Source organism: Lentisphaerota bacterium (genome assembly GCA_016873675.1).
In the GTDB taxonomy this organism is placed as follows: Bacteria; Verrucomicrobiota; Kiritimatiellia; order RFP12; family JAAYNR01; genus VGWG01.
On the sequence record VGWG01000017.1, the window covers coordinates 1 to 24,480 of the forward strand.

Sequence of the window (24,480 nt, forward strand, 5' to 3'; positions counted from 1 at the left end):
CAATAGATGAAGACCGCCGCGCCCTCAAAGGTGTTGTCTGAATCGGGCCGGCTGCCGCGTGCGCGGCGGAAGCGGTCGGCGATGGCGTCCTTGGCCTTGAGCGCAGGCATGCGGGTGTCTCGGATGCTGGGCACGTCCAGCACGTACGCGCCGACGGAGAATCGGCCGTCAACGTCCAGAATGTCCTCCCACGCGATCTCGCCCACCGCCTCGTACAGGTGGAGCAGCGTGTGCGCGCGGACCGAGCGGAGCGGCCAGAGGACGCGCTGGGCAGAGCGGAGCCAGAGATTCAGGCGCATGGCGTCGATCATCGTGCCGCGGGTGATGACGGTGGTCTCGCCGTGATCGTTGACCGGGTACCCGAGCGCGCGGACCTCGGTTTCCACGTGGGCGGCCATGCCCGAGGCACAGGCGATGACGAGGGTGTTGCTGGAATTCCACAGATTGACGGGGATGGGGTTCATGGTGAGACGGTTTCCCGGGGCGGCGAGTAGATGCGGACGCCGGGAAGCCGGTCGATGGCCGGAACCCAGTTGTTGGTCCATTCGGTGCCGATATCGAAAGCCGCTGGATCGGGACGGAGATCGTCGGCTGTGTCGGCGACACCGTCAGGCCCCAGGGAGAACACCCGCACGGAGTCATCCGCCTGGACGACATACTGGTAGGGGTTCTGCCACGGATCATTGCGCAGGTGACTGATATAGGGGCCGATCCAGCCGGATTCGCGGTAGTCGTTGCACAGGCTGAGCAGGCCGTGAGCCTGCGGATCGGGCCAGCGGCCGACATGAAAGCGGTAGCGCCCCAGCGCCGTTGCGAGGACGTCCAGTTCGCGCAGGGCCCGGCGGTGCGGGATGCCGGGTTCAGGCTCGCGGGCCCGGCGGTTGACCAGCCCGACCAGCAGGGAGCCGATGCAGGCCATGAGCAGGACCACGCCCGCCAGCGCCCGCGGACTGTAGAAGGCGCGCGGATTCGGCGCCGTGCGGATTTCGGCGAGCTTTGCCTGGACGTCGCGGTCGATTCGATACAGCGCCCTCTGGCGCTTCCGCCGTTCTTCGGGTGTGCGCGGGACGGCCATCCGCATCCGCTTGTGACACGATGGGCACGCGGAGACGGGCTGCTCGCCGAGATTCGCCTTGCAGTATGGACAGCGGTAAGACATCAGGGGTCGATATTCTCCAGCGCCAAAGTGTCGAGATTGATCCGGCGGTAGTAGCAATTGCGGGGCTCGCCCTGACGGTTGCGGGTGTGACAGATGCCGCCGCGCCGGGGGCGGACGATGTAAAGGAGCGAATTCTGCTCGCAGTTCACACGCGCTTCGACGAGATCAAAGGTCTCTCCAGAGGTCTTGCCTTTCTCCCAGAGCTCGTTGCGCGAGGTTGACCACAGGATCAGCGTCCGCTCCTTGAAGGCCTGCCGCATGGCCCGCTCGTTGGTGTAAGCGACGAGGATCACCTCGTGCGTGTCAACATGTTGCACAGCCACCGGAATGGCGTCTGAACATTTCCCGGTAAGCTTCATCAACTTGCCGAAATCCAGAGTCAGCGCAGCACTCTCTTCGAGCTCCTTCATGGGATTCAATCCTTTCTGATGACGGCCCGGACACCCCCGAGCCCCACACCTTCCGGCGCATGCTTGGAGACTATATCACAGATCTACCGCTGACCCAAGGAGAGAAAGCGGGATCTGCATTGCTAATCTCATCTTTACTTTGGGCGGTTGGGGCGGTACCATCACCGCCAATTCGTTTTGTGTCACTGTATGAGGGTGTGCCATGTCTGTGCGTGTCCGTTTCGCCCCGAGTCCGACGGGGAACGTCCATATCGGCAATATTCGCGCGGCCATTTTTAACTGGCTCTTCGCCCGCCATTCCGGGGGCCGATTCCTGCTCCGCGTGGAGGATACCGACCGCGAGCGCTCGACCGACGCGGCGATCCGCACGCTGCTGGATTGCCTGGGATGGCTGGGGCTAGACTACGACGAGGAACCGGTCTATCAGAGCCGTCAGACCGCCCGCCATCTCGCCGTGGCCGACGCGCTGCTCAGCAGCGGCGCGGCTTACCGCGAGGCCAAGGGCGGCGGCGATCCGTGCACGATTTTCCGCATGCCCAAAGAGGGTCGGCTGGAGGTCGCCGATCAGGTCAAGGGGGTGATTCGCAAGAAGGCCGAGGACACCCAGGATTTCGTGATCGTCCGCTCCGACGGCACACCGGTCTTCCACCTGGCCAACGTGGTGGACGATATCGACATGCAGATCACCCACGTCATCCGCGGTGATGATCACCTGGAAAACACCTTCAAGCACATCGAGCTGTTCAAGGCGATCGGTGCCGCCGTGCCGCAATACGCGCACCTGCCCATGATCGTCAACAACCAGGGAAAACCCTACAGCAAGCGCGACGGCGCGGCGTTTGTCGGCGAATTCCGTGACCAGGGCTACCTGCCCCAGGTCCTCTTCAACTTCCTCGCGCTGCTCGGCTGGGCGCCCGGCGAGGACCGCGAGGTGATGACGCGCGACGAGCTGGTGGCGTCTTTCACACTGGAACGATGCAAGTCGAGCGCGGCGCGATTCGACCTGAAAAAGCTCACCTGGATGAATGGCGAATACATCCGCATGGCCCCGCGGACGGAGTATGCGGGACGCTTCACCGCGCGGCTGCGCGAAGCGGGGCTGTTGCGCGAGGATTTTCCGCGGGCGACGCTAGACGGGATCATCGAGCAGATGCAGGTGCGAACCAAGTTTTATTCGGAGATCCCCTCCACCTGCGCCTATTTCTTCACCGAGGACTATCCGTTTGACGCCAAGGCCGTTGAAAAACGGCTCCGGGTGCCGGGCGTGGCCGAGGTCCTGGAGTCCGTCGCGGCGGCTTTTGAGAAGCTGCCCGTGTTTGACGTGCAAAGCCCCCACGACGCGCTCATGGCCCTGGGCGAGGCCAGCGGGACGGGCTTGGGCGCATTCGTGCACCCGGTGCGGGTCGCCGTCTCGGGACTCTCCGAGGGCCCGGGGCTTTTTGAGATGCTGGCGCTGCTCGGCCGCGACACCGTGTGCGCCCGGCTGCGACGGGTGGCGGAACGCGTGCGGGCGGGCGCCTGTTGCGGATCATTGCCAAAGCGGAGCCACTGTGCTACCCTCACGGAATGAAGCCATCTGAGTGTTGCGAAGAGATCCAACCTGTCATCAAGCGCCGTGTGGTGGCGATCATCGGGCGGCCCAATGTGGGCAAGTCGGCCGTTTTCAACCGGATTGCCGGGCGCCGCGTGGCGATCGTGCATGATGAGCGCGGCGTGACCCGCGACCGCCTGATGCGCGAGGTGACGTGGAATGGCGAGCGGTTCACGCTCGTCGACACGGGCGGCGTGAGCATTCCGGATGCGCGCCAGGCGACGGACGCAATCGCCGCGGGGACGCGGCTCCAGGTCGACTCCGCGCTGCAGGACGCCGCCGTGGCGATTCTCGTGACCGACGTGCAGTCGGGACTGAATCCGATGGACGAAGCGGTCGCGCGAATCGTCCGCAAGAGCGGCGTCCCGTGCTTTGTCGCTGTCAACAAGGCCGACGAGCCGCAGCACGAAGTCGGCGCCGCCGACTTCGCCCGCCTCGGGTTCCCGCTGTTCGCGGTTTCCGCAGCGCACGACCGGGGCTTTGTCGATCTGGTGGATCGGGTGGCCTCGCTGCTGCCGAAGGAAACGAACGAAACCACCGTCACCCCCCTCCGAATCGCCGTGGTCGGCCGCCCCAATGCGGGCAAATCGTCGTATATCAATCGCCTGCTCAAAAGCGACCGGGTGATCGTCTCGGATGTGCCTGGAACCACGCGCGACAGCATCGAGATTCCCTTCGCCATCGGTACGGGCCCCCAGGCCAGGCACTACACGCTGATCGACACCGCCGGGATGCGCCATGTGCATGCCATCGACAACTCGGTCGAACGATTCAGCCATTTCCGCTCCGAACAGAGCTTGCAGGAAGCCGATATCGTGGTGCTCATGATGGACGCGGAGGCGGGCCCGACGATGCAGGACAAGCACATCGCGGCCAAGGTGATCGAAGCGCGCAAGGGGTGCGTGCTGATCGTCAACAAGTGGGACCTCTCGCAGGCTAAGGGGATCTCTCAAACACAGGCCGAGCCGGCGCTGTTCGAGTCCATGCAGTTTATGTCCTATTGTCCGCTGGTCTTCATCTCGGCAAAGGACGGATATAACGTTCGGAAAAGCATCGATGTGATCGATGCCGTCGCGGCGCAGACGCGGTCCACGCTTCCGACCGGCATGCTCAACCGGGCGATCGAAGAAGCGTGCGAACGCATCCAGATGCCGACCTGCGGACGCAAGCACCTCAACGTGTTTTATGCCACGCAGACCGGTGTGGCACCGATCCGTATCCGGGTGTTCGTGAACGACATCAAGCTGGTGAAGAAATCCTTCATCGACTATCTGGAGCGGAAATTACGTGATCGGTTCGGACTCGAGGGGGCGCCGGTGGTGCTCGCTTTCCGCGAACGGACCCGCCCCGACCGCGAGGGGGGCAAGGCAGCCGCCGCGCCAGACCGCACCTCATCCAATTACCATATCGCCCGAAAGGCGCGAAACCGCCACAGCGGCGGTTAGCCGGCACCCGCACGGTTCACTGGGCGGGCGAAGCGGGCCGTGCAGTCACGCATGGCCTGCGCCCGGCATGATCGTACGCAAGATGCACGGCGTCACGTCGGTGAGGCTGCGTACGCCAACCTGAAAGGCCTCCGCCTCGGGGCCAAACACCACGAGCGGCACGGGGTTGGTTGTGTGCGAATGAACGGACATGTCCTCAATGTTGCCGTGGTCGCTGGTGAGGATGAACAGCAGGTTGGCCTGGCGCGCCATGGCCGCCAGCGGACCGATAAAGGCGTCGAGGGTTTGCAGGCAGGCGACCGCCTCTTCGAGGCTGCTCGAATGCCCGGCCAGATCACTCTGGAAAAATTCGAACAGGGTGAAGTCGTAGGTGATGGCAAGCTGGATCAGGTGTTCAGCGGCCTTGGCCGGGGTGACCACCGGACCGCTGTAGCCCTTGGCGAGCAGGCTTTCGCGCGTGATGTCGTGAAAGACGGCCTGATTGGCGAGCATGTCTTCGCGAAAGCTGAACACCTGCGGACAGGTCAGGCCCATGACCGTGGTGACCGACTTAAAGCGCCGGGCTTCGATCTCCTCGACGCGATCAGCCATGTAGGCATCGGCAAATTTAACGCGCAGCCCCCGGCGCTGGAGTTTCAAAAACAGGTTGTCCTCCCTGATCAGGCTGCGGAGCGTCGGGCCGGGAAAGCCCTCCATGTGACGCCCGACCTGGCGGGCGGCGTTGAGACCGGTGTACAGCGACGCCTGGCCGGTCGCGCTCTGCGGCAGCCCCGGCATGTCGAGACACGCATCAATCAGACACCCACTCGCCTCGACCAACTCGCACAGATTCGGACACACCGCCTTGTTGACGGGATTGTCTGCCGAGGGTCCCCGTATCCCGAGCCCGTCAACAAAAATATAAAGCACTTTCATCCGCCGCCACATCCCCAAAGGATCTGCTATCGCCGACCGCAGCCACGAAGCGTATTCTACCCCTCCCCGGAACGCAAGCGAAAGAATGTTTCTTTAGGCCGGCGACCCGCACCCGGTACGGCACGCGCTTACTTCAGCATGACCTGGCCGCCGGTGACGGGGAGGGCCTGCCCGGTCTCGTAGAGCTGATCAACGAGGTAATAGACGGCCCGCATCACGTCGGGGGTGGTGCAGCCGCGGCCCATCGGGACCTTGGCCTCGTAGAACGCCCGAACGTCGGCGACGGTCTTGGCGCCGGGGACTTTGCCCGTGGCGAGGTATTGGACGAAGAGTCCGGTCTTGGGGTTGGACCACAAGGGGCCGTCGAAGAAATTGCCGGGGCAGATGGCGTTGACCTTGACGTGATCCTCCACCAGTTCCATGGCAAAGCTCTGCGTGAGGCCGATCCCGCCGAACTTGCTGCCGGCGTAGGAGCCGTTTTTGTTCGAACCCTGGAGGCCCGACTTGGAATTGATCTGGATAATGTCGAACCATGCGCCGGGGCAGGCGGCATGTTGCAGCGCCATGACCCGTGAAACGGCCTGGACGGAGAGAAAATAGCCCTTGTAGTTGACATTGGTGACGAAGTCGAGGTCAGCGACGGTTTGGGTCTTGACGCTTGCGGCCTTGAGCACGCCCGCGTTGGAGACGAAGAGGTCGATCCCCCCGAAAGCGGCGACAACGGCGCGCACGGCCGCCGACACTGATTCGGCGTCGGCCACGTTCATCGCGACGCCGATCGCGACTGGCATTCCGATGTCGGCATTCAATTGCGCGGCTGCGGCCTCGACGCCCGCCACGTTGATGTCGGCCAGCGCGACCCACGCCCCCTGAGCGGCAAGATCGCGGGCGATTTCAAAGCCGAAGCCCTGCGCCGCTCCGGTGACCAGCGCAATCTTATCCGCCGCGCGGCCGGCGCGGCCGGAGAAAGTAGCGGCGACTCGGCCCACGCCGGGGATGTCCGCCTCGGCCGTGCCAGCCGTGATGAGCGGACGGAGGGCTTCGACGATCTGGCCCGGGCTGGCGTCGGCCGACACCCCCGAAAAACCGCTGCTGGCGGCGGCAACGACCTGCAGACGGGGCAGCCGCGTTCCTGCGGCCATAAGGCCGCGGACGGCCGGAAACAAATCAACACGCATAAGCTCCTTCCCTGTTCTGTGTTTTTAGGCCGACAAGCATACCCTGATGCGGCCCATTTGAAAAGCGGCAAAAGATTGTTCAGGCACAGAAAATCTGCTACACTGTCGCCAAAACTTGAGCTCTGGTCACCGGCCGTCCGGTGGCCCTTCGGCTCACACGATGCGAGTCTTCTATGGCCCGAACGTTTCGAATCGGCATGATTGGCGGAGGGATCGAATCTGCGACCGGGGAACGGCATCGCCAAGCGATCCGTCTGACCGGCAGGATTGAATGGACCTGCGGCGCGTTTGGCAGCACGCGCCACCGATCCTTTCAGGCTGGCGCCGCGTGGAAGATGCCCGCCGCGCGCGTCTTCGGCACCTATCGCGACCTGTTCCGGCGCGTGCCGCGGATGTCGGCTGACGAACGGCTGGACTTCGTCACCGTCATCGCGCCCAACTACCTGCACTACCCCATCGCCATGGCAGCCTTCGATGTGGGCCTTCCTGTCTTCTGTTGCGCGCCCATGACCACCAACATGGATGAGTCGCTGAATCTGGAACGGAAACGGATTGATCGCGGCTTGGCCTACGGGCTCGCCCTGCCCTACACCGCGTTTCCCCTCGTGATCCAGGCCCGCGCGCTCGTCCAGGCCGGCGCGCTCGGCACGGTGCGTAAAATCGTGACTGTCTTCCCGCAGGGGTGGCTGGCCACGCGGCTGGAGACTGCGGGCAACAAGCAGGCCGGCTGGCGGACCGACCCCCGCCGAGCGGGGCCGAGTTGCTGCATGACCGACCTCGGAATCCCATGCGCCAGTCTGGCCGAGTTCGTCTCTGGCCAGGCCATCACGGAGGTGTGCGCCGACCTCCGCACGTTCGTCGCGGGCCGCCCGCTGGACGACGACGGCTCGGTGCTCCTCCACTTCGACAAGGGCGCACATGGGGCGATCTTGGCCAGCCAAGTCTGCATCGGGCGCGACGACTCCCTGCGCCTCTGGGTCTGGGGCGACAAGGGCGGTCTCGACTGGCGGCTCAGCCGGCCGGATGAGCTTCGCTTCATGCCCCTCAACGGCGTGGCGCGGACCCTCTCGACCGAATCGCCCGATCTGTCCCGCGACGCGCAAGCGGCGCTCCGTTTCCCGTCAGACCCTTCGGATCCTCTGGTTGCGCCGCTGGCCTTACAGTACGATGCGTTTGCCGACCGTGTCGCCAACGCCCCGAACCCCGCAGAGCCCCCCTGCCCGACCAGCGCCGATGGCATCCGCGCCATGTCCTTCCTCGATGCCGTCCTGCGCAACACCGACCCGGAAAACACAGAAAAGTGGACGCGCCTGATCTGACGCATTCACCGCAGCCATCCAAGACATCCGTCTTGCGGGCCAGCCACCGATCTACCGCTTCTCCAGCCCTGCGATCAGCTCCTGCAGCAGACCCAATTCGTATTCCGGAAGCTCGTCCTGCCGCCGGCGGATGATCCCGACCAGCTCGCGCGCACGGGCGACATTCCCCTTGCGCATCTGCAACCGGGCCATGCTCACATGGGTGCGCATGTCGGTCTCATTGAGTGCCAATGATTTGTCGAGCGCCACCTCGGCCTCATCCAGCCGGTCCGTGTCCATAAGGACGCTCGCGAGCGTCTCCCACACGATGTACAGGTTCGGGTTCTTCGTGATCGCCTCCCGCGCAGCTCGCTCGGCATCGTCGTAACGCTTCATCCGGCGCAGGCATTCGGCGTAGTCGTTGAGCGAGGCGAGCGTCGAACCCGCCTCGACACTCCGGCGCAGATAGTCCTCCGCCTCCCCGTATTGGCGCATGCTGAGCCGCAGATGCCCCATCACGTAATTGGCCAGCGCGTGGTTGCGGTTGATCCGCAACACCTGACGGGCGTGGATCTCGGCACGCTCCTTGTCGTTCAGCCAGATGTCCAGTTGCAGGATCATGTCCTTGACGCCCGCCACGTCGGGGCGAAGTGTGGCGGCTCGGAGGAAGGCGTCCCGCGCCTCGCGGTAGAAGTTCTTCCCCTTTTTCATCGCGACCTGGGCGCGGGTCACCTGCACGAAATAGTTGTCCACCGTTCCGCTCGTCTTGATCATGCGCGGCAGGATCACCCGCTCCACGTCATCCAGTTCGTTCTGTTGGATCTGCACCACGCAGAGCATGGCCCAGGCCTGCAGGTTCTGGGGCTGATTGTCGGTGACCTGCTGCAACAGCAGGCGCGCGTCGTTCAGATTGCCCGACGCCAGATGCAGCGCGGCGAATTCCATCCCCATCGACATCCCGCTCGACACGCCGAGCGCGTTCGCCTTGTCCATCCAGTTCCGGGCCTCATCTAACTGCCCCTCCTGAATCGCCATGCGGGCCAGAGACAACATCGCCTGGCGGTTGGTCGGGTCTTTCTTGAGCAGCTCCTCATAGATCTCGACCGATTTCTCGCGGTTGTCGCTCATCGCGTACATCGAAGCCAGCGTCGCCATCAGCGCGTCCCGCTCCGTGTCCTTGAGGAGATCCATCGCCCGCCGGATGCCGGCCAACCCCGCGCCCATCTGCCCCGACATGGCCCAGCTCCATCCCAAACGCGAAAACAGCTCGGGCGACCGCACATAGCCGTAATACCGTGACAGCGACCACAGCGAATACCGCTGCTTCAGGTTGCCGATCATTTCCTTCATCTCTTTTTCCACCATTTCGCGGTCCTCGGGATGCTTGCCGCGGCGGACCATTTCGAAACGGTTGAAGAGGACGCTCACGTTCTCGGGGTCAAACCGTCGCATCCGGGTGTAGACCGCGTAGGCCTCTTCATCGGCGCCCACTTCCTCGAACAGCACCCCCAGATTGTTGCCCAGAAAGCCGACATGGCGGCGCAGATAGGCGGAGTAGCGCTCAATCTGATCGCGGTCCTCCTCTTTGGCGCTCACCCGCGGCAGAAGCCGGTCGGCCTCGTCCCAGAACGCCTCGTATTTCGGCAGCAGCTCGGCCGGCTTGATCTCATCGACCACTTTCTTGCCACCAAAGAAGAGGTATTCCGAAATCGGATTGAGACCTGCACCATACCACAAGTCTGGAACGCCGAAGACCGCGACTTTCGATCCGATGTCGGGATCGGTCATGAACCAATCCTGAATGAACGGCAGGATGCCGAGGTCAATCGTGTTGCGGATGCGCGTCATGTCCGCTGCGGCAAACAGATGCCGCTTCTCGACCTGATTCTTGAGCGCCTGCTGGAACGCCTTGTTGATATCCTTCTGCAGGCCGATCAGGAACAGTTGCTTGCCGCGCGCGCGCGCCTCGACCAGCAAATGCGGGTCAAACGAGCCGTCCGTGATCATCCACTCGCGGTCGCCGAGCCGGTCGAGAATCATGCCGGCGAACCGGTCCGCAAACAGGCCGCGGCGGCCGTGCGCCTCGGCGGCGTTGATCGCGGCAGCGGCCACGACCGCGGCCAGGATCGGCCAGATCAGCAGCTTGCCCAGCCACCGGCCCACTGTGAGCGAGAGCGCTGACGGCGTGCCCCGGCGCGCCGATGGCCGCGCCCGCCACTGCAACCGCCAGATGGCGCACACCATCGCAGCCAGCACGCCAACCATAGCGGCCGATACCACAGGCAGCCCGCCGCGCGTGCGGTACAGGCTCCACGGCGCCATCGGCACATTCAGGAGCGAGCAAATCACCAGCACCGTCATGACCACATAAAAGATGTAGAGGCTCCAGTTGCGCTCGTTGTTGAGCGCCGTCGGCGCCGCCAGCACGGTGGCCAGCCAGGGAACCGTACCCAGCAGCAGCATCAGAATCCAGCCCTCGCCCGGCAGGAGGCTGCGCAACTGCTGGTACTGCTGCTTCCAGATGGAGACCACCACGTGAAACACCCGCTTGTACCCCTCCGCCTGTCCCGACACGCTCTCGATGTAGCCGCTCCCGGCGGCCCAATAGACCAAGGACATGCCAACCGCAGCCCACACCACCATCCAGCCGATCGCGGCGACCGACAACCGGTCGCTCTTCCAGAGCGTCATCACGCCAGCCAGCACAAAGATCGGCGCAAAGGTAATGAAGATCGCCGACTCGGGGATGCACAGGCCATAGAGCAGGGCGGCCACATAGGGGAGGATGCGGATCCCCGTTTTGGCGTACGCCATCAGCACCGATCCGCACAGCAGGAGCAGCAGCAGGACGAAGCCCTCATGACGCAGACGGGTCGCCGCCTGCCACACCGGAACACTGGTCATGGTGGCGACCACCGCCAAGACGCCGGTGGTCCAAGACAGCGACTCGGCGTGATCAACCGCCTGGTCGTCATAAATCACTTCGTAAACAAAGAATGCGGTCAGGCGGTACAGCAACACGGCGGCACCGGTGACGCAGACCGCGCTGAACAGGTTCATCCGTAGCGCCAGGCTGAATAGAGGAAGCGAGGCCCAGGCGCGGGTCAGCCAGGTGAACAGCGGCCGCACCGGCAGTCCGCCCTCTTCCAAGCCGTAGCTCTGCGCCACAAGATAGCCCGACTCGCCGGGAAATACACCCGGTGACAGCGTCACCAGATAAAAGAGAAACACGCCGACGCCGACGGCAAACGAGACACGGGTATCGAACCGACGCCGATCAGGCGTGCAAGACTTAAACGGCAACATGTAGACCTCCCGTAAGCACCACCGCATGCCAGCCACAGGCAGTGGAAATAAAAATAACACATGTACTCATGTACTGAATAGTTAGTTTACCCGATTTACGGCAATCTTGGCAAGCACGCAGGGACAGTTTTTCTGTAACGATTGCCCAATCGAATCCTATTGCTTCACGTGGGACGCGCCTCGCCAGCCATGAATCGTGCAAACCCCCTCGGACGCAAGCCGTCAGATACAGCGTCCGAGGGGGTTTGCACGAGCCTCCCTTAAAAAAGCAAGAGGCGGCACTGATCCGTGCCGCCTCTTGTTTGATTATCGGTTCAGCCGATTACAGCTTCCTGCGCCGTCGCGCGGCCAAAGCCGCCGCACCTAGCGCGAGGAGCGCAAAGGTGTTGGGTTCAGGAACAAGACGCCATCCCGAGTCCCCGGTCTGCTCAGGCCACACCGCGCCACCCGTCGGCATAAAGAGCCCGGTAGCCGGAGCCATGCCATCTTCGGCAAACGCATTGTATCCGGTGTCGTTCCACGCCAAGGACTGAATGCTCCGATACGTGGGCGTAACGCCGTCAAACAATACGACGAAGTAGGCGCCTTGGGTACGGTCGACGTCTGTAGCAATGTTGTCATAAACAATGCCACTGCCGACGCCAAAACCGCTGGCCGTGTCAACCGACGTATAGGCATTACCGGTATACTCTTCATAATTCCACGTGCCATCCGGCACCCAGAACAACTGCGCAGTTGTAAAGGATCCCACAAGAGGACCCGTCGTCTCCGCAGCCCACGTGATGATCACGGCCTGTGAAGCTGAAACCCAGCCCATGCCGATCAAAACCGCCAACAACAATTTGTTTTTCATAATTCTTGGTCCTCCCCTTATTCTGACACCACTGGCGTAAATTCCAGATCAGCAACCGCGCGCCGCTGGTACCAGAACCCTTCACCGGGTTGGATCGCGACCTGTGGTTCTCCATCAGGCTGATTCACGTCAATCCACTTGCCGAGAGACTGCCTGTAGATGTATTGAACGTATGATCCGTTGGCGTTTGTGACGACCAGCAGCTTATCCATATTGCCCGCCCCACCGCCGTCATAACGACTTCCCCAGTTGGCAGCAGACACCTGGTTGAGGTTCGTGGTGGTGAGCGCACCCAAGCCGATCAGCGTGAAGTTCGTTCCGCCATCCAGCATAACGGGGACACTTACGGTCGCAAGCTGACCCTGCATGTAGAGCTCGGTGCCCGTGGCATCACTCGCACGCTTGAGCCAGAAGCCCAACCCGCGAGCCACCTTAAAGGTGGAAGCCGGTTCAGGGCTCTCCACTTCTGGGGTGTCCTCGCCCAGTCTGATCGTGTTGTTCGTCTCCCAGCCGTATCCCGCCTTATGCCAGTAGTAGTAATAGACGGACTGACCGGCTTCATTGGTGGTGAGCACCACGAGCTGATCGGCATCGGCCGGACTGCTCGCCCCCTTCATGCCGTTGGTCGAAACCAAGTCGCTCAGCACGCCTGCTTCACCTGAGCCCAGGCATGCCTCGAAGGGTACGCTGAGCACCTTGAGTCCCGTCGTGGGCACGGGTACCGAAATAAAGCCAACGTCATTGTCGCCGTCGATCGGCGTTACCTGGGCACGAACCGCAATCGCCGTAGCGATCACCGCCGTGAGCATCAAAAGTTTTTTCATGATTAAGTTTCCTTTCCGTTATTAGTTGGCTTTATCGGCCGGTATGACGACCCGGAAGAACTTGGCGCTACCATCGGTCTGGACCGTGGCTTCGAGTTCGCTGCCACCAGCGACGCCGTGCGACTCGACCTGCAGTCTTTGGCCGCCCTCCGGCACCGTCCACGAGTTGGAGGCCAAGTCGGCGGTGCTCTCCACCTGGTAGGGAGCGCCAGCCGAAATGTCCTTGATGCGGATGGTGGCCTCATCGCCCTTCGGATCGAGGGACGCGATCACCGGCGTCGGTGTATCCTTCGCAACCTTCGACACGACGCTTGCCGTCAAGACACTGCCCGACACGTCCATCGCCTCGGGACCCATGGTGTTCTCGACGGTGCTCAGATTGACGCCTTTCGTCACCACACTCTGGTTAACCACGAGACCACCAACGCCTTTTGCGTTCCGCGTGTCGAGGAGCACCAGCGCCCATGACCCATCAGCTCCATATTGGGCGGCCTCGTACATGATCGCCTGGAACCCGCAACGTCCACCGGCCGGATCGGCTGGGCATTCCAGCGCGATGCGGTTGTCTTGCGCATTGACCAGACTCTTGTCGGCCAGAACGCCGTCAAAGGTCTTGTCCTTGTTGATGTAGACCAAGAGATAGGTCTCGCCGGGCAGCACCTGCGACCCATCGGCGTAGAGATCCGGTCCATCGGTGGAGACCGTCATCGTCAGTTGTTTCAGCGAGTCACCAAAGGCCGTTGCGGCCAGTGCGACCCCGAGCAAAATCGATAGTGTCTGTTTCATAGTGTGTTCCCCTTATTCAACGATCTGGGCTTTGAAGAACTTCATACCGGACTCGACCGTGAAGTCGTAGGTCGCCTCTCCGCCGGTGAAGTCAGCAGACTGCGGCGTCACTGCATCAGGCGTCATCGTGTCAAAGTCGCCTCCGACCGTGGTTTTCCCCAACAGCCGCAACTTTCCGTTGATGGGTTCATCCCGATCCGTGCCGTTCACCGTAAGCTTGCAGGTGACCTTCACGAGGGTCGGCGTGACCATATCAATGTCCGAAACACCGAAGGTCGTGCTGCTAACCGGATCCGTTGGCGCGTTGACTGGCCCCATATTGAGCAGATAAGCGCGACCCAGTTGGATTCCCGTCAGGTCGGCGTTGGCGGCGAGCCTGCCATCGTTGAAGTAGTTGGCCAGCCAGTTGGTGACGGAGCCCGCGGTTTCGGACGGGACGCCCGACACCCCGGACGGAATGGCGCCCGGTGTCGCGGCGGGATAATTCGGGTTGCCGTGGCTGACGTAGAGATCGTCCGCATAACCACCGCCCGTGAAGACCAGCGAGGTCAATTCCGTGGCTCCGCCGACGGGCGTCAGGTTGTTCGTCACGAGGGTGTCGTCAATGTACACCACGCATTTCCCGTTCTTCTCCATCCGCACGGTCAACTGGTGCCAGGCGGAAAGCAGATCGGCGTTCGCCCACATATTGGTGGTAGTGCCGGTATCATGGACGACGTGAATCTTGTCCGCCGCGCTCACGAAAACCGCCAGCTTGGCGTCGCCGATGGACGGCGCGCCTTCGTAGGCCGTGAACTGGACGCGCATGTCAACAAACACGGGGTTGGTGGCGAACGAGACATTCGCACTGCCGCCGGTGTACTTCAGCGTGTTCGTATAGCTCGCGTTACCCGGCAGCGTCAGCGCCTTGGTTGTTGCGCCTGGGAACCACGTCGCCCCGAGCGAGCGCCGCTCCACGGTCACGCGTGAATTCGTGGATGCCGTGTCCACGAGCCGGTCCCACGTGGGGGCCGTCTCGAACGTCTCACGGTAGGCGCCGCCCGTTATGGGTGACACATTCCAGTTAACGGGAACCTCGCTGTCCGCCGCAAACGCGTAGCCAGCGAGTCCGACTGCCATGCCCGCCATTAAGAGGGCGGCGGTTTGACCCAACCGTTTCTTGTTGCACATAATGATCCTCCGCTGTTCAATTTCTACAATCCTTGCTCTCACACGAGAGAGGACTTCCATTTCGTGCAGCCACTTTATCACAGATGGTGGGAATTGCGCAATAGAGAAATTGGGAAGACCGAATAAAGTTATTAACAGGCTGCCGGGCGTCGCCCGGCCCGGCAGCCCTTAAAAAAATGGGGCTTCATTTTAGACGCCGGTGCGTGTACACTATTCGGCCTGTTTGCCAACCCTCAACCACCCATCCGAGCGCCCCATGAAAATAATCCAGCGCCTGAGGCTCTTGCAAAACCCTGAACAGGCTGGCAGTGGTGCGGGCGTCCCGCCTGCATTCCCACGGCTTTTTCGTAATTCTGGCAGGCGAGACGCCTGCACCACAAGGGTTTTGCATGAGCCTCTCCTGTTTAGCCTGATCGCCGGGCTTCTCTTCGCGGCCGCGGCGGGCCGCGCCCAGCCCGCCCTGCGCGACCCGGCGGCGGTGATCGCCGAGGCCCAGGCCGTGACGCGCGAGCGGTTTCCCGACGCGGACACGGTGCTGACCTACAATCTCGTTTACGAGCGCTACAACCCCGACGGCACCGCCGAGGCGTGGGACGACGAGTCTGTCACAATCCTGACCGAGAAGGGCCGCCGCGAAGTGGGCACGCGCGCGATCAGTTTCAATGTCTCTTACGGCACGACCTCGGTCGTCCGGGTCGAAATCTATAAACCCGATGGCCGCGTGATCACCGTCGATGTCGCCCGGCAGAGCCGCGTGATGATCGATTCCGGTCAGATGGGATCCAACATCTTCGATCCCAACAACAAGGTCCTCTCCCTCTCGATCCCCGGTCTGGAGATCGGCGACACCTGCCGCATCCTCACCCGCAGCACGACTCACAAGGCCCGCGTGCCCAATGCCTGGTCGGACTATTCGGTCTTCGAATACACGTCGCCCATTGTCGCGCTCGATTACGAGGTCGTGGCCCCACCCGAATTGCCGCTCGTCCACCAGGTGCTTCGGTCGTCCGTCTCCAACACCGTCGCCGCCACGACCGAAAACCTTGCCGACGGACGCATCCGGCATCGCTGGGCCGTCCGCAACGTTCCCCGCATGTTCGATGAGCCCGACATGCCCCCGATGCACACCCAGGTGCAACGCCTCCTCCTCAGCACCCAGCCCGACTGGCCCTCTGTTTCCCGCTGGTACTGGAATCTTTCCAAGCCGCGCCTCGATTCTACCGTCCCAGAAATGGTCGAAACCGTCGACCGCCTCACCGCAGGTGCCGACTCTCGCACGGAGCGAATCCGCCGCCTCTTTACCTTTGTCTCGCAGCAGATCCGCTACATGGGCATCACCGACGAGGCCGTGGCCCCTGGCTATGAGCCGCACGACGTCTCGATGACCTTCACCAACCGCTACGGCGTCTGCCGCGACAAGGCCGCCTTGCTTGTCGCTCTGCTGCGCCTGAACGGCATTGAGGCTTTCCCCGTTCTGATCCAAGCTGGCGCCAAGCTCGATCCCGACGTCCCGCTCCCCTTCTTTAATCATGCCATCGTTGCCGCCGCGCGCGAACCGGCCGACCCCGCTAATCCCTATATCTTGATGGACCCCACCGACGAAAACACGCGGGACATGCTCCCCTCCTACCTCTGCAACCGCAGCTACCTCGTGGCCACGCCCGACGGCGACCCCCTGCGCGTCTCGCCCATCGTCCCCGCAACCAGCAATCTGCTGCACATCGCCTCGGAGGGCGAGGCCGACGCTGCGGGCACCCTCACCCTCCGCTCTGAACTTCGCTTCGACGGCATCAACGATACCCTGTACCGCAACCACCTTGTCCGCCTGCCGCCCAACGAACGCCGCACGTTTTTCGAAGGCATTCTGAAAACCCGCCTCTCCGGCGCGGAGCTCCTCGACTGCGCCATCCTCCCCGAGGATCTCCGTGACACGGCGCAACCTCTGACCGTCCGCCTCACCTGCCGCGTCATCGACTGGCCCGTTCGCGGCGATGGCATCGACCTCGCCAGCCTGCCGTGGCTCGGTGCCTCCCTCGGCTACGTGAATTTCGTCGTCGGCCAGACGGGGCTCCCGACGCGCAGGTACACCCTCGAAACCGGCATCGCCTGCGGCGTCGAAGAGACGATCTCGATCCGCGTTCGCGACGCCCTTGGCGCACCGCTGCGCGTCCCCGAACCGACCCGCCTCGACCGCCCGGGCGTCCGCTTCAGCCTCGTCACAACCGCCGGTGACGGCCGTCTCGGCGGCGCGCTGGATTACCGCATCGAGCAACCCGAATTCACCCCCGCCGAGTACGGGGGCCTCCGCGCGTCGCTCCAGGAGATGGAGGTGGCCTCGCGCCGGCGCCCGGCCTTCGCAGCCACCGGCGGCGCCGTCCGGCCCGACGTGCGCGTGCTGGACGTCCTCACCCGTTATGACCTCGCCGACAGCCGCGCGTGGACCCGCACCGAGACGCGCGTCACCCAGGTGCTCACCTATGCGGGCAAGAAGCGATGCTCCGAGCTGATGATCGGCTACACCCCCGCCTGGCAGACCGCCGAGCTGGTGAGCGCGACCGTCTCCAACGCCAACGGCGCGGTGTTCAGCGTGCACGGCAAGGAGATCAACCACATGGACGCCCCGTGGGTCGGCGGGGCCCCCCGCTATCCCGCCGCAAAGACCCTCGTCGTCAATCTGCCGGGGGTCGAAACCGGCAGCGTCATCACCGCCGTGACCCGCATCACGCAGCGCGACGCCCCCCGCTTCTCGGTCCAGGCCGTGTTCGGCGGCTTCGACCCCGTCACCCGCGAGACGATCGAGATCGCCACGCCCGCCAGCCTCGCCCTCGACACCCGCGCCTTCCACGCCGAATCGCTCGTTGCAACGACCGCCGAGGAAGCCGACCGCACGGTGCGGCGCTGGGTCGCAGGTCCTCAGGCCGCCACCGTCCGCGAACCAGCCCTGCCGCCCGGCTGGACGTTCAAGCCAACCCTACTCGCCGCAGCTGGCGACCCCGACGCGGGACTCGCGGAAACCCGCGCCGCCTTCGCCCGCGCCATGCGTGGCCAGACCGCCGCCGCCGCCCGGGCCCGCGCCCTCGCCCGCGAGGCGGGCTCGTCCGACGCCGCCCTGCTCGCCATCCGCGACTTCGTGCTGCGGACCATCCGGCCCGGCGGCCCCGCGTTCACGACCCTGCCAGCCGGGCGCGCCGTGACCCCCGCCGACCAGACGCTGGCTGAAGGCTATGGACACAGCGCCGACCGCTGCATCCTCCTCGCAACCATGCTCCGCGCCGCCGGGTTTGACGCCGAGCCCGTCCTGGTGAATCCGCAGCGCCAGCGTCCCCTCTCCCTCTACGCCGCCGCGCGCCCGTTTGAAGGCCTCGCCGGCTTCAGCGAAGCGCTGGTCCGGGTCAACCGCCGGCCGGACCTGCTCACCCGCCTGTTCGGCGGCCGTACCGATGCCGCGCCGCTCTACCTGGGCGATGGCGACCACTACAGCGTCCCGGGGACAACCGCCTTTGATGATCATCCGTTGCTGATGCTGGACGGCCGCGAGACGCGCGTCGAGATCGCCCCCGCATTCCGCAACCGCTCGCGCACCGACTGGCATCTGGCGCTGGACGCCAACGGCACCGCCGTGATCACCGTCACCAACTGGTATTTCGGCCCCGACTGCGGCCTCTTCCGCCGGCAATACGCCGAGATGCCGCCCGAAGAGCGGCGGCGCCACCACCTCGAACTCGTGGGCGGGATTTCCCGTTCGGCCGAGGCGGCCGGCGACCTCATGACCGACCTCGACGCCTATCCCGGCTTCCGCGCCTTCACCGTGCGGGCCGCGCGTTACGCCGTGCGCGACGGCACCGCCCTGACCCTCCTCCTCCCCGACGTCCCGTCGGCGGCGGTCCCCCTGCGCGCCGACCGCCGGTTCAGTCCGATGCTCCTCGGTGCCGATGGGGAACACCTCTGGACCTGCACCGTCGCCCTACCGGCCGGCCTCATGGCCCGCGTCCCCGTGACGCCCCCCGCCGTCTCGCTGACGCTCCCCGGCGACGCCGGATCGGTTGTCGGCGCCAGCCGCCTTGAGACGGCCGCCGACGGCGCCCTCACCCTTCGCTACGACCGCCGCATCCGGACCACGCCCGCGCTCCTGCCACCCGAGCTCTATCCCGCCCTGCTCGAAGTCAACCGGACGCTCCTCAACCCCGCCCTGCGCACGGTGGTGATCGAGCTGGAGTGACGTCAGGCTACGGAGCCAGCTTGACCAGCTCGAGCACGTTCACCGCATTGTACGCCATGCCGGTCACACGGGTGGTGTCTTCGCCGGTGACCGGGTTCATGTTCTCCGGGATCGCCTTGCCCGGGGCGCAGCAGATGGCCTTCACCAGCAAGCGCACGGCGGCCTTGCGCCGGCCGCAGGCCGCCAGCGACCGGGCGATGTAGACCATCTCGCGCGGCCAATGACCGCCGCTCCAGTAGCCGTGCGGACGGAAACCCGCCTCGTTCTTCGCCAGCGTCGGCGTGTACAGCAGCGCGAACTCCTCCGGATTGTCCAGATGCTCGAAGAGTCTTCCGGCGCGCACCGGATTGTCGAGGAAGTACGGCAGGTAGAAGGCGTCCTGATTCTTGACGCGGATCAGCGCCTGGGCCGTCGTGTCCCAGTCGTAGTAGAACCCATCCGCCTCATGCCAGTGGCGTTTCTCCACCAACTCGCAGGTCTGCGCGAAGCGCTCGCTCGCATAGCGGGCGGTGGCCTCGTCACGCACCAGCCTGGCCAGCCGCTCCAGCGCCCGCAGCGCGCTCAGGAAGAAACTCGCCTCGTAGAAATTCGTCTGCGGCCGCTGGTTCTTCCGGTAGAAATCCGCCACCGCCTCGGGCTCCTGCGTGGTCACGGCGTGGATCCACGCTTTCAGGTTGGCCTGGCTGAAGAAGCAGCCGACCTTGTCGTCCGCCCCTCCCTCCCACAGATTGCGCCACTCGACAACGCCGTCGTGGTCGAGATCCCGGTGGTCATAGACGCTGCGCATGTAGCGGCGGACCTTCTCCCAGACCGTGCCTCCCTCCCCGGCCGGCGCGTGCAGGATGGACCGGTCGCCGGTCTGCTCCACGTATTCCGCCAGCGCCGTGACGAACGCCGGCACGCCATGCGAGAAGAAACCGGAATCGCCCGGATTTCCCAAACACCGGACACCCGTGGCGTGCAGGTACCAGCACAAGGCGCCGTCCGCGCCCACGGCCGTGCGGACATACTCGACCAGGCACTTGCGCGCCAGGGCGTGCCGATTGGTATGCGCCAGCGCAAAGAGGGCCTCGCCCCCGTCATTGCTCCAGACGCCGAACCAGATGGTCTTGTCCGGCGCCAGGTAGGCCGTGAGGTCGTTGAACGGCAGGTCATACACGTTCACCAGCGTCACGCACCACTGCCAGTATTGCCGCCGTACGATCTCGTCCGCGGCGTACGCAACGACCGTGCCGTCGGGCTTCTTCCAGGTGTAGCCGCCCGGGAAACGCGCCACGGGGCACGAGGCCAGGTAGTCCTCCCAAGACGCCCGGCTCTCGCTCCGCGCGCGCGCGGGATCGGCGAACAGCGCATCGGCCTCGGCCAGCGCCAGCGCCCGGTCCGCATGGAATGCCACCGCCAGCCGCAGGGTCCCATCCGCCGTCGCGGCCAGGTCAAAGCCCCCGCCCTCGCGCGGCAGCGCCGACCCTGCGTAGCGGAAGACCAGCGTGTAGGCGCCGTCGTTCCAGACGATCCGGCCGGACGACTGCTCCACGCTGAGGCGGATCCCGGGCGCGGCGTAGCGCCCGGTCTCGGCCCGCGACAGGATCGCGATCCTGGCGCCTGCCGTCAGGGTTCCTTCCATGACCGCGCCATAACGCGCGTACGGCAAGAAGAGCGAGAACGCGCCTGCCGCTCCTGCCATCTCGACCCCGTCCGGCCGGTAGGCGCAGGTTTGCGGCTGGCCCAAGCCCTCCAGTTTCAGGCCGAAGAACGTCCGGATCGCGGCCGGCGGCTCCTTGTTCGCCTCCGGCGCGCCGGACTTCTTCTTGTCATCGGCAAGCTCAATATCGCTGAACGCTCCCGCATCCAGCAGCGCGACCTTCCACTGGTCACATTCGCTGGGAGCGATCGGGGCGGTCCGGAAGACAAAGCACCCCGCCGCATCCACCTCTTCAGCCACCCAGCGGAGATTACCCAGCCAGTGGCGGGGGCCGATGAAATGACCGCGCGGATCAATGAGTTGGTCGTAGATCGCCGTCTGAGTATCGTGGATCATGGGTCATGCTCCTGTTTCCAGGAGAACTTCGGCCTTCCGAAATTCCCGTGGGGATGAACCGGTCTGTTGGGTGAAGATGCGCGAGAAATAGCCGGCGTCCGCATAGCCGCAGCGCACGGCGACCTCCTTGACGCTCCAAGGCGTGGTGCGCAAGAGGTGGCGGGCCAGGTGACAGCGCTCGTGGTTGATATGCGCGGTCAGCCGCACGCCGCAGTCGCGGCGAAAGCGGGTGGAGAGATAGTCCGGCGTGCAGCGCAACTGGCCCGCCAGGCGCCGCACGGATAGGCGTGTGTCCGTCAATTGTTCCTGGACCAGACGACGGCAGCGAGCCACCAGGGCCGATTCCGTACTCCGGGTGTGCCGCACGGTTTGTTCGACGAGGGTCTGCAGCAACCCCAGATGGGTCAGCAGCAGTCCCTGCACCACCGGATGCCGCACCGGATGACCCGCAGCCACAAAATCGGCCGCCTCGTTCAGATAGCCATAGAGCCGGCTGCCGTGGCCATGCGTGGTGTTACAGGATCCTCCGACCCTGACCGGCGCGATGCATCCCTGCGCCTTCCCGCGGGGCAGTCCCGCGTGGTAACTGAAATGACCGGCCCCATGCATGAAGACCAGGTTGCAAAACGGGGACGCGGTGGAGTCGGCCGACTCGTGGTGCGCCACACCCCGGGGCATCAGCAGGAGACCGGGCGCTGCGCATGAAATCACACCAGTCGTCAGTCGCATCCGCGACGCGCCGCTGACCTGCAGAAACAGCTCGGGACGGGAATGGTAATGGCTCCCCCGGACCGAGTCGCAGAACAACGGCGCGGCGAGCGGAATGTGCACGCCGCTCAGGTCGCCGGAGGCGATCCGGCGACTGAGCGCGCCCAGCGTCCGCCGCGTCAATTCCCGGACATCCGCCGCTGACTCGGCTTGCGGGAGAGTACAGGTTTTGTCCATCTATTTCCGGTTCCATCCCTGTTTTTACGTTTGAACCGGGCCGCATTATACATAATGATCTCCCCCGTGCAAGGGATATGATTGCAGGTTTTGTCTGTTTCGGGTCCGGCAGCAAACGAAAAGGAGAATCCAGTATGCGCAAGGAGGCGAATCGGAAGTTGCGTTGCGGCGTGATTGGTCTCGGCATGGGGCGCGGGCATGTGCAGGGTTACCAGAGCCATCCCGCGTGCGAGGTGGTGGCGGTGGCGGACATGGACGAGAAGCGGCTGGCCGGCGCGCAGACCGAATTCAAGGTGCCGCAGACCTATACTGACGCGATGGAGATGCTGAAGCGCGCCGATCTGGACGTGGTCAGCGTGGCCACGCCGAACAAATTCCATGCCCCGCTCACCATCGCGGCGCTAAAAGCCGGTTGCCACGTGCTGTGCGAAAAGCCCATGGCCATGACGCTGCCCGAGGCGCTGGCCATGCAGCGAACGGCTGTGGCGTGCCGCAAGACGCTGGCCATCAATTTCTCCTACCGCTTCAGCGCCATGAGCTTTGCGCTCAAGCAACAGGTGGATTCCGGCCTCATCGGCAACATCTACTTCGGCCGCACGGTATGGCATCGTCGGCGCGGCATGCCGGGGTTTGGCGGCTGGTTCGGCAACAAGGAGCTGGCCGGAGGCGGTCCGTTGATTGACCTGGGGGTGCACCGGATCGATCTGGCCCTCTGGTTGATGGGGCATCCCCGTCCGGTTTCGGTCAGCGGCAGCACGTACAATGTCATCGCCGCGCGCAAGGCCCACGAAGAGAAGAAGCATTACTCGGTGGAGGACCTCGCCGCCGGCATCGTGAAGTTCGACAACGGCGCCACGCTGATCGTCGAAGCCTCGTGGGCGCTCAACAATAACGAGAATGAGCAGATGATAACCTCGCTCTACGGCGACAAGGGCGGTCTCGTGCAGAAAAACCGAAACGGCACGTACGACTTCACGGCCGAAATCTACACCGAGGAAGGCGGCAACCTCTACACCAAGGCGCTGGATCAGGCCGTGACGCAACCCCCCACCGCCTACCACGACTTCATCGACAGCATCCTGCAGAAACGCGAACCGCTGGCCACGGCCGAGCACGGTGTCCGGGTGCAGATGATCCTCGACGGCCTCTACCGCAGCGCGGCCGAGGGGCGCGAAATCCGTTTCAAGAAGTAACCGACATCCCATCAGGAGAAACCACCATGTCCACGGCCAGCAAGATCCGCGTAACCTTGTGGAACGAATTCCGCCACGAGCGGAAACACGAGCACATCCAAAAGATCTACCCCGACGGCATGCACAAGACCCTTGCCGATGCGCTGCAGCAGCAGGGGTTCACCACCCGGCTGGCCGCGCTGGACGACGCCGAGCACGGGCTGACCGAGGATGTGCTGGCCAACACCGATGTCCTGACCTGGTGGGGACATTGCGCCCACGGGGAGGTGCGCGACGAGATCGTGGAGCGGGTGCACCGGCACGTGGTGGAGCGGGGCATGGGACTGATCGTGCTGCATTCCGGCCATCACTCCAAAATCTTCCGCAAGCTGATGGGGACCACGGGCAACCTGCGCTGGCGCGAGGCGGGCGAGAAGGAACGCCTGTGGGTGATCACCCCCGGACACCCAATTGCCGAAGGGATCGGCGACTTCATCGAGCTGGAACACACGGAAATGTATGGTGAGTTCTTCGACATCCCCATGCCGGACGAATTGGTCTTCATCAGTTGGTTTGCGGGCGGCGAAGTCTTTCGCAGCGGATGCTGCTGGCGACGCGGCAAGGGAAAGGTCTTCTACTTCCGGCCGGGGCACGAGACCTACCCGATCTACCACAACCAGCAGGTGCAGCAGGTGATCGGCAACGCGGCACGTTGGGCCCGCTACGCGGGCAATGCGACGCCGAACATCTGCATCCACGCGAAAGACCCGCTGGAAAAGCTCAACACCGGCGCGTGAGGTCGGCCAACCTCAGCCCTACGCAGGCTGAAGACTACTTTCGGACATGCGATAGATCTCCTCGAAATCCAGCTTCGTAAATTCCGGGTCCGACATCGGCTTCATCAGCGCCTGCCACTTGACCTGCACCTCGTTTGTGTCGAGCCACGCGCTGGAGGCGGGATAGCGCGCGTTGTCGTATTCGAGGAAGATCACCAGCAAATTGTCGTTCAGGAAGCAGCTCAACTCGGTGAAGCCCGCCTTCCGGTAGACCGCTTCTAACTCCGGCCAGACCTGCCGGTGGTATTCCTTGTAGGCGTCCAGACACTCGGACTTGATCCGGGCCATGTGGATGGTGCGTTTGGTCATGTGCTGTCATCTCCGTTTCTTCAAAT

19 protein-coding genes are annotated in these 24,480 nt (G+C 64.0%); 6 read left to right on the forward strand and 13 right to left on the reverse strand.

What is annotated here, in order from left to right; all coding sequences use genetic code 11:
* From FJ222_03870 to FJ222_03880, 3 genes are all read right to left on the reverse strand, one after another.
* The coding region (locus FJ222_03870; protein MBM4163564.1) for a hypothetical protein at window positions 1-464 on the reverse strand (464 nt) is incomplete at its 3' end.
* Window positions 461-1,159, reverse strand: a complete 699-nt coding sequence (locus FJ222_03875; protein MBM4163565.1) for a hypothetical protein — start codon at window positions 1,157-1,159, stop codon at window positions 461-463. The genes FJ222_03870 and FJ222_03875, both read right to left, overlap by 4 nt.
* A complete protein-coding gene (locus tag FJ222_03880) occupies window positions 1,159-1,569 on the reverse strand; it encodes a phosphoribosyl-AMP cyclohydrolase (protein MBM4163566.1) in 411 nt (136 codons plus the stop codon). The genes FJ222_03875 and FJ222_03880 overlap by 1 nt, the downstream gene beginning before the upstream one ends.
* A 202-nt stretch (window positions 1,570-1,771) precedes the next feature.
* Here FJ222_03880 and gltX point away from each other — a divergent pair, with 202 nt between their 5' ends.
* Both gltX and der read left to right on the forward strand, forming a co-directional pair.
* Window positions 1,772-3,139, forward strand: a complete 1,368-nt coding sequence (gene gltX / locus FJ222_03885) for a glutamate--tRNA ligase (GenBank protein MBM4163567.1) — start codon at window positions 1,772-1,774, stop codon at window positions 3,137-3,139.
* Window positions 3,136-4,605 carry a ribosome biogenesis GTPase Der gene (gene der / locus FJ222_03890; GenBank protein MBM4163568.1) on the forward strand — a complete coding sequence of 490 codons (1,470 nt, stop codon included), beginning with the start codon at window positions 3,136-3,138 and terminating at the stop codon, window positions 4,603-4,605. Before gltX ends, der begins: the two co-directional genes overlap by 4 nt.
* A gap of 45 nt (window positions 4,606-4,650) precedes the next feature.
* On the opposite strand, the gene FJ222_03895 is transcribed toward der, so the two are convergent.
* A complete protein-coding gene (locus FJ222_03895) occupies window positions 4,651-5,532 on the reverse strand; it encodes a peptidase (GenBank protein ID MBM4163569.1) in 882 nt (293 codons plus the stop codon).
* A gap of 116 nt (window positions 5,533-5,648) precedes the next feature.
* Window positions 5,649-6,662, reverse strand: a complete 1,014-nt coding sequence (locus FJ222_03900) for an SDR family NAD(P)-dependent oxidoreductase (GenBank protein MBM4163570.1) — start codon at window positions 6,660-6,662, stop codon at window positions 5,649-5,651.
* A gap of 209 nt (window positions 6,663-6,871) precedes the next feature.
* Between FJ222_03900 and FJ222_03905 the strand changes: the two genes are divergently transcribed.
* Complete coding sequence (locus tag FJ222_03905) at window positions 6,872-8,017, forward strand: Gfo/Idh/MocA family oxidoreductase (protein ID MBM4163571.1); 1,146 nt, start codon at window positions 6,872-6,874, stop codon at window positions 8,015-8,017.
* Window positions 8,018-8,068: 51 nt separating this feature from the next.
* On the opposite strand, the gene FJ222_03910 is transcribed toward FJ222_03905, so the two are convergent.
* The 5 genes from FJ222_03910 to FJ222_03930 form a co-directional block, all read right to left on the reverse strand.
* The gene (locus FJ222_03910) at window positions 8,069-11,329 is read right to left on the reverse strand and encodes a tetratricopeptide repeat protein (GenBank protein ID MBM4163572.1); all 3,261 of its coding nucleotides are present in this window, start codon (window positions 11,327-11,329) and stop codon (window positions 8,069-8,071) included.
* A 295-nt stretch (window positions 11,330-11,624) separates the two neighbouring features.
* Complete coding sequence (locus FJ222_03915) at window positions 11,625-12,155, reverse strand: PEP-CTERM sorting domain-containing protein (GenBank protein MBM4163573.1); 531 nt, start codon at window positions 12,153-12,155, stop codon at window positions 11,625-11,627.
* Between the two features lie 17 nt (window positions 12,156-12,172).
* Window positions 12,173-12,979 (reverse strand): hypothetical protein, encoded by an 807-nt coding sequence (locus FJ222_03920; GenBank protein ID MBM4163574.1) that lies wholly within the window; start codon window positions 12,977-12,979, stop codon window positions 12,173-12,175.
* Between the two features lie 21 nt (window positions 12,980-13,000).
* Complete coding sequence (locus tag FJ222_03925; GenBank protein ID MBM4163575.1) at window positions 13,001-13,765, reverse strand: hypothetical protein; 765 nt, start codon at window positions 13,763-13,765, stop codon at window positions 13,001-13,003.
* Window positions 13,766-13,777: 12 nt separating this feature from the next.
* Complete coding sequence (locus FJ222_03930; protein ID MBM4163576.1) at window positions 13,778-14,935, reverse strand: hypothetical protein; 1,158 nt, start codon at window positions 14,933-14,935, stop codon at window positions 13,778-13,780.
* 256 nt (window positions 14,936-15,191) lie between these two features.
* Here FJ222_03930 and FJ222_03935 point away from each other — a divergent pair, with 256 nt between their 5' ends.
* Complete coding sequence (locus FJ222_03935; protein MBM4163577.1) at window positions 15,192-19,154, forward strand: DUF3857 domain-containing protein; 3,963 nt, start codon at window positions 15,192-15,194, stop codon at window positions 19,152-19,154.
* A 7-nt stretch (window positions 19,155-19,161) separates the two neighbouring features.
* Here the strand turns inward: FJ222_03935 and FJ222_03940 are convergent, their stop codons facing one another.
* Complete coding sequence (locus tag FJ222_03940) at window positions 19,162-21,192, reverse strand: hypothetical protein (protein ID MBM4163578.1); 2,031 nt, start codon at window positions 21,190-21,192, stop codon at window positions 19,162-19,164.
* A gap of 3 nt (window positions 21,193-21,195) precedes the next feature.
* The gene (locus tag FJ222_03945; GenBank protein MBM4163579.1) at window positions 21,196-22,137 is read right to left on the reverse strand and encodes a helix-turn-helix transcriptional regulator; all 942 of its coding nucleotides are present in this window, start codon (window positions 22,135-22,137) and stop codon (window positions 21,196-21,198) included.
* Window positions 22,138-22,271: 134 nt separating this feature from the next.
* Between FJ222_03945 and FJ222_03950 the strand changes: the two genes are divergently transcribed.
* Window positions 22,272-23,330, forward strand: a complete 1,059-nt coding sequence (locus FJ222_03950) for a Gfo/Idh/MocA family oxidoreductase (GenBank protein MBM4163580.1) — start codon at window positions 22,272-22,274, stop codon at window positions 23,328-23,330.
* A gap of 26 nt (window positions 23,331-23,356) precedes the next feature.
* Window positions 23,357-24,106: a trehalose utilization protein ThuA gene (locus FJ222_03955; protein MBM4163581.1), complete on the forward strand. Its 750-nt coding sequence runs from the start codon at window positions 23,357-23,359 to the stop codon at window positions 24,104-24,106.
* Window positions 24,107-24,124: 18 nt separating this feature from the next.
* Here FJ222_03955 and FJ222_03960 read toward each other — a convergent pair whose 3' ends face one another.
* Window positions 24,125-24,454, reverse strand: coding sequence for an L-rhamnose mutarotase (locus FJ222_03960; GenBank protein MBM4163582.1), 330 nt, complete (start codon window positions 24,452-24,454; stop codon window positions 24,125-24,127).
* Between the last annotated feature and the right edge of the window lie 26 nt (window positions 24,455-24,480).

Bases quoted from the DNA above. Each gene is read 5' to 3' on its own strand.
- FJ222_03875 (MBM4163565.1), bottom strand. From the start codon at position 1,159: ATGTCTTACCGCTGTCCATACTGCAAGGCGAATCTCGGCGAGCAGCCC.
- FJ222_03880 (MBM4163566.1), bottom strand. From the start codon at position 1,569: ATGAAGGAGCTCGAAGAGAGTGCTGCGCTGACTCTGGATTTCGGCAAG.
- gltX (MBM4163567.1), top strand. From the start codon at position 1,772: ATGTCTGTGCGTGTCCGTTTCGCCCCGAGTCCGACGGGGAACGTCCAT.
- der (MBM4163568.1), top strand. From the start codon at position 3,136: ATGAAGCCATCTGAGTGTTGCGAAGAGATCCAACCTGTCATCAAGCGC.
- FJ222_03895 (MBM4163569.1), bottom strand. From the start codon at position 5,532: ATGTGGCGGCGGATGAAAGTGCTTTATATTTTTGTTGACGGGCTCGGG.
- FJ222_03900 (MBM4163570.1), bottom strand. From the start codon at position 6,662: ATGGCCGCAGGAACGCGGCTGCCCCGTCTGCAGGTCGTTGCCGCCGCC.
- FJ222_03905 (MBM4163571.1), top strand. From the start codon at position 6,872: ATGGCCCGAACGTTTCGAATCGGCATGATTGGCGGAGGGATCGAATCT.
- FJ222_03910 (MBM4163572.1), bottom strand. From the start codon at position 11,329: ATGCGGTGGTGCTTACGGGAGGTCTACATGTTGCCGTTTAAGTCTTGC.
- FJ222_03915 (MBM4163573.1), bottom strand. From the start codon at position 12,155: ATGAAAAACAAATTGTTGTTGGCGGTTTTGATCGGCATGGGCTGGGTT.
- FJ222_03920 (MBM4163574.1), bottom strand. From the start codon at position 12,979: ATGAAAAAACTTTTGATGCTCACGGCGGTGATCGCTACGGCGATTGCG.
- FJ222_03925 (MBM4163575.1), bottom strand. From the start codon at position 13,765: ATGAAACAGACACTATCGATTTTGCTCGGGGTCGCACTGGCCGCAACG.
- FJ222_03930 (MBM4163576.1), bottom strand. From the start codon at position 14,935: ATGTGCAACAAGAAACGGTTGGGTCAAACCGCCGCCCTCTTAATGGCG.
- FJ222_03935 (MBM4163577.1), top strand. From the start codon at position 15,192: ATGAAAATAATCCAGCGCCTGAGGCTCTTGCAAAACCCTGAACAGGCT.
- FJ222_03940 (MBM4163578.1), bottom strand. From the start codon at position 21,192: ATGATCCACGATACTCAGACGGCGATCTACGACCAACTCATTGATCCG.
- FJ222_03945 (MBM4163579.1), bottom strand. From the start codon at position 22,137: ATGGACAAAACCTGTACTCTCCCGCAAGCCGAGTCAGCGGCGGATGTC.
- FJ222_03950 (MBM4163580.1), top strand. From the start codon at position 22,272: ATGCGCAAGGAGGCGAATCGGAAGTTGCGTTGCGGCGTGATTGGTCTC.
- FJ222_03955 (MBM4163581.1), top strand. From the start codon at position 23,357: ATGTCCACGGCCAGCAAGATCCGCGTAACCTTGTGGAACGAATTCCGC.
- FJ222_03960 (MBM4163582.1), bottom strand. From the start codon at position 24,454: ATGACCAAACGCACCATCCACATGGCCCGGATCAAGTCCGAGTGTCTG.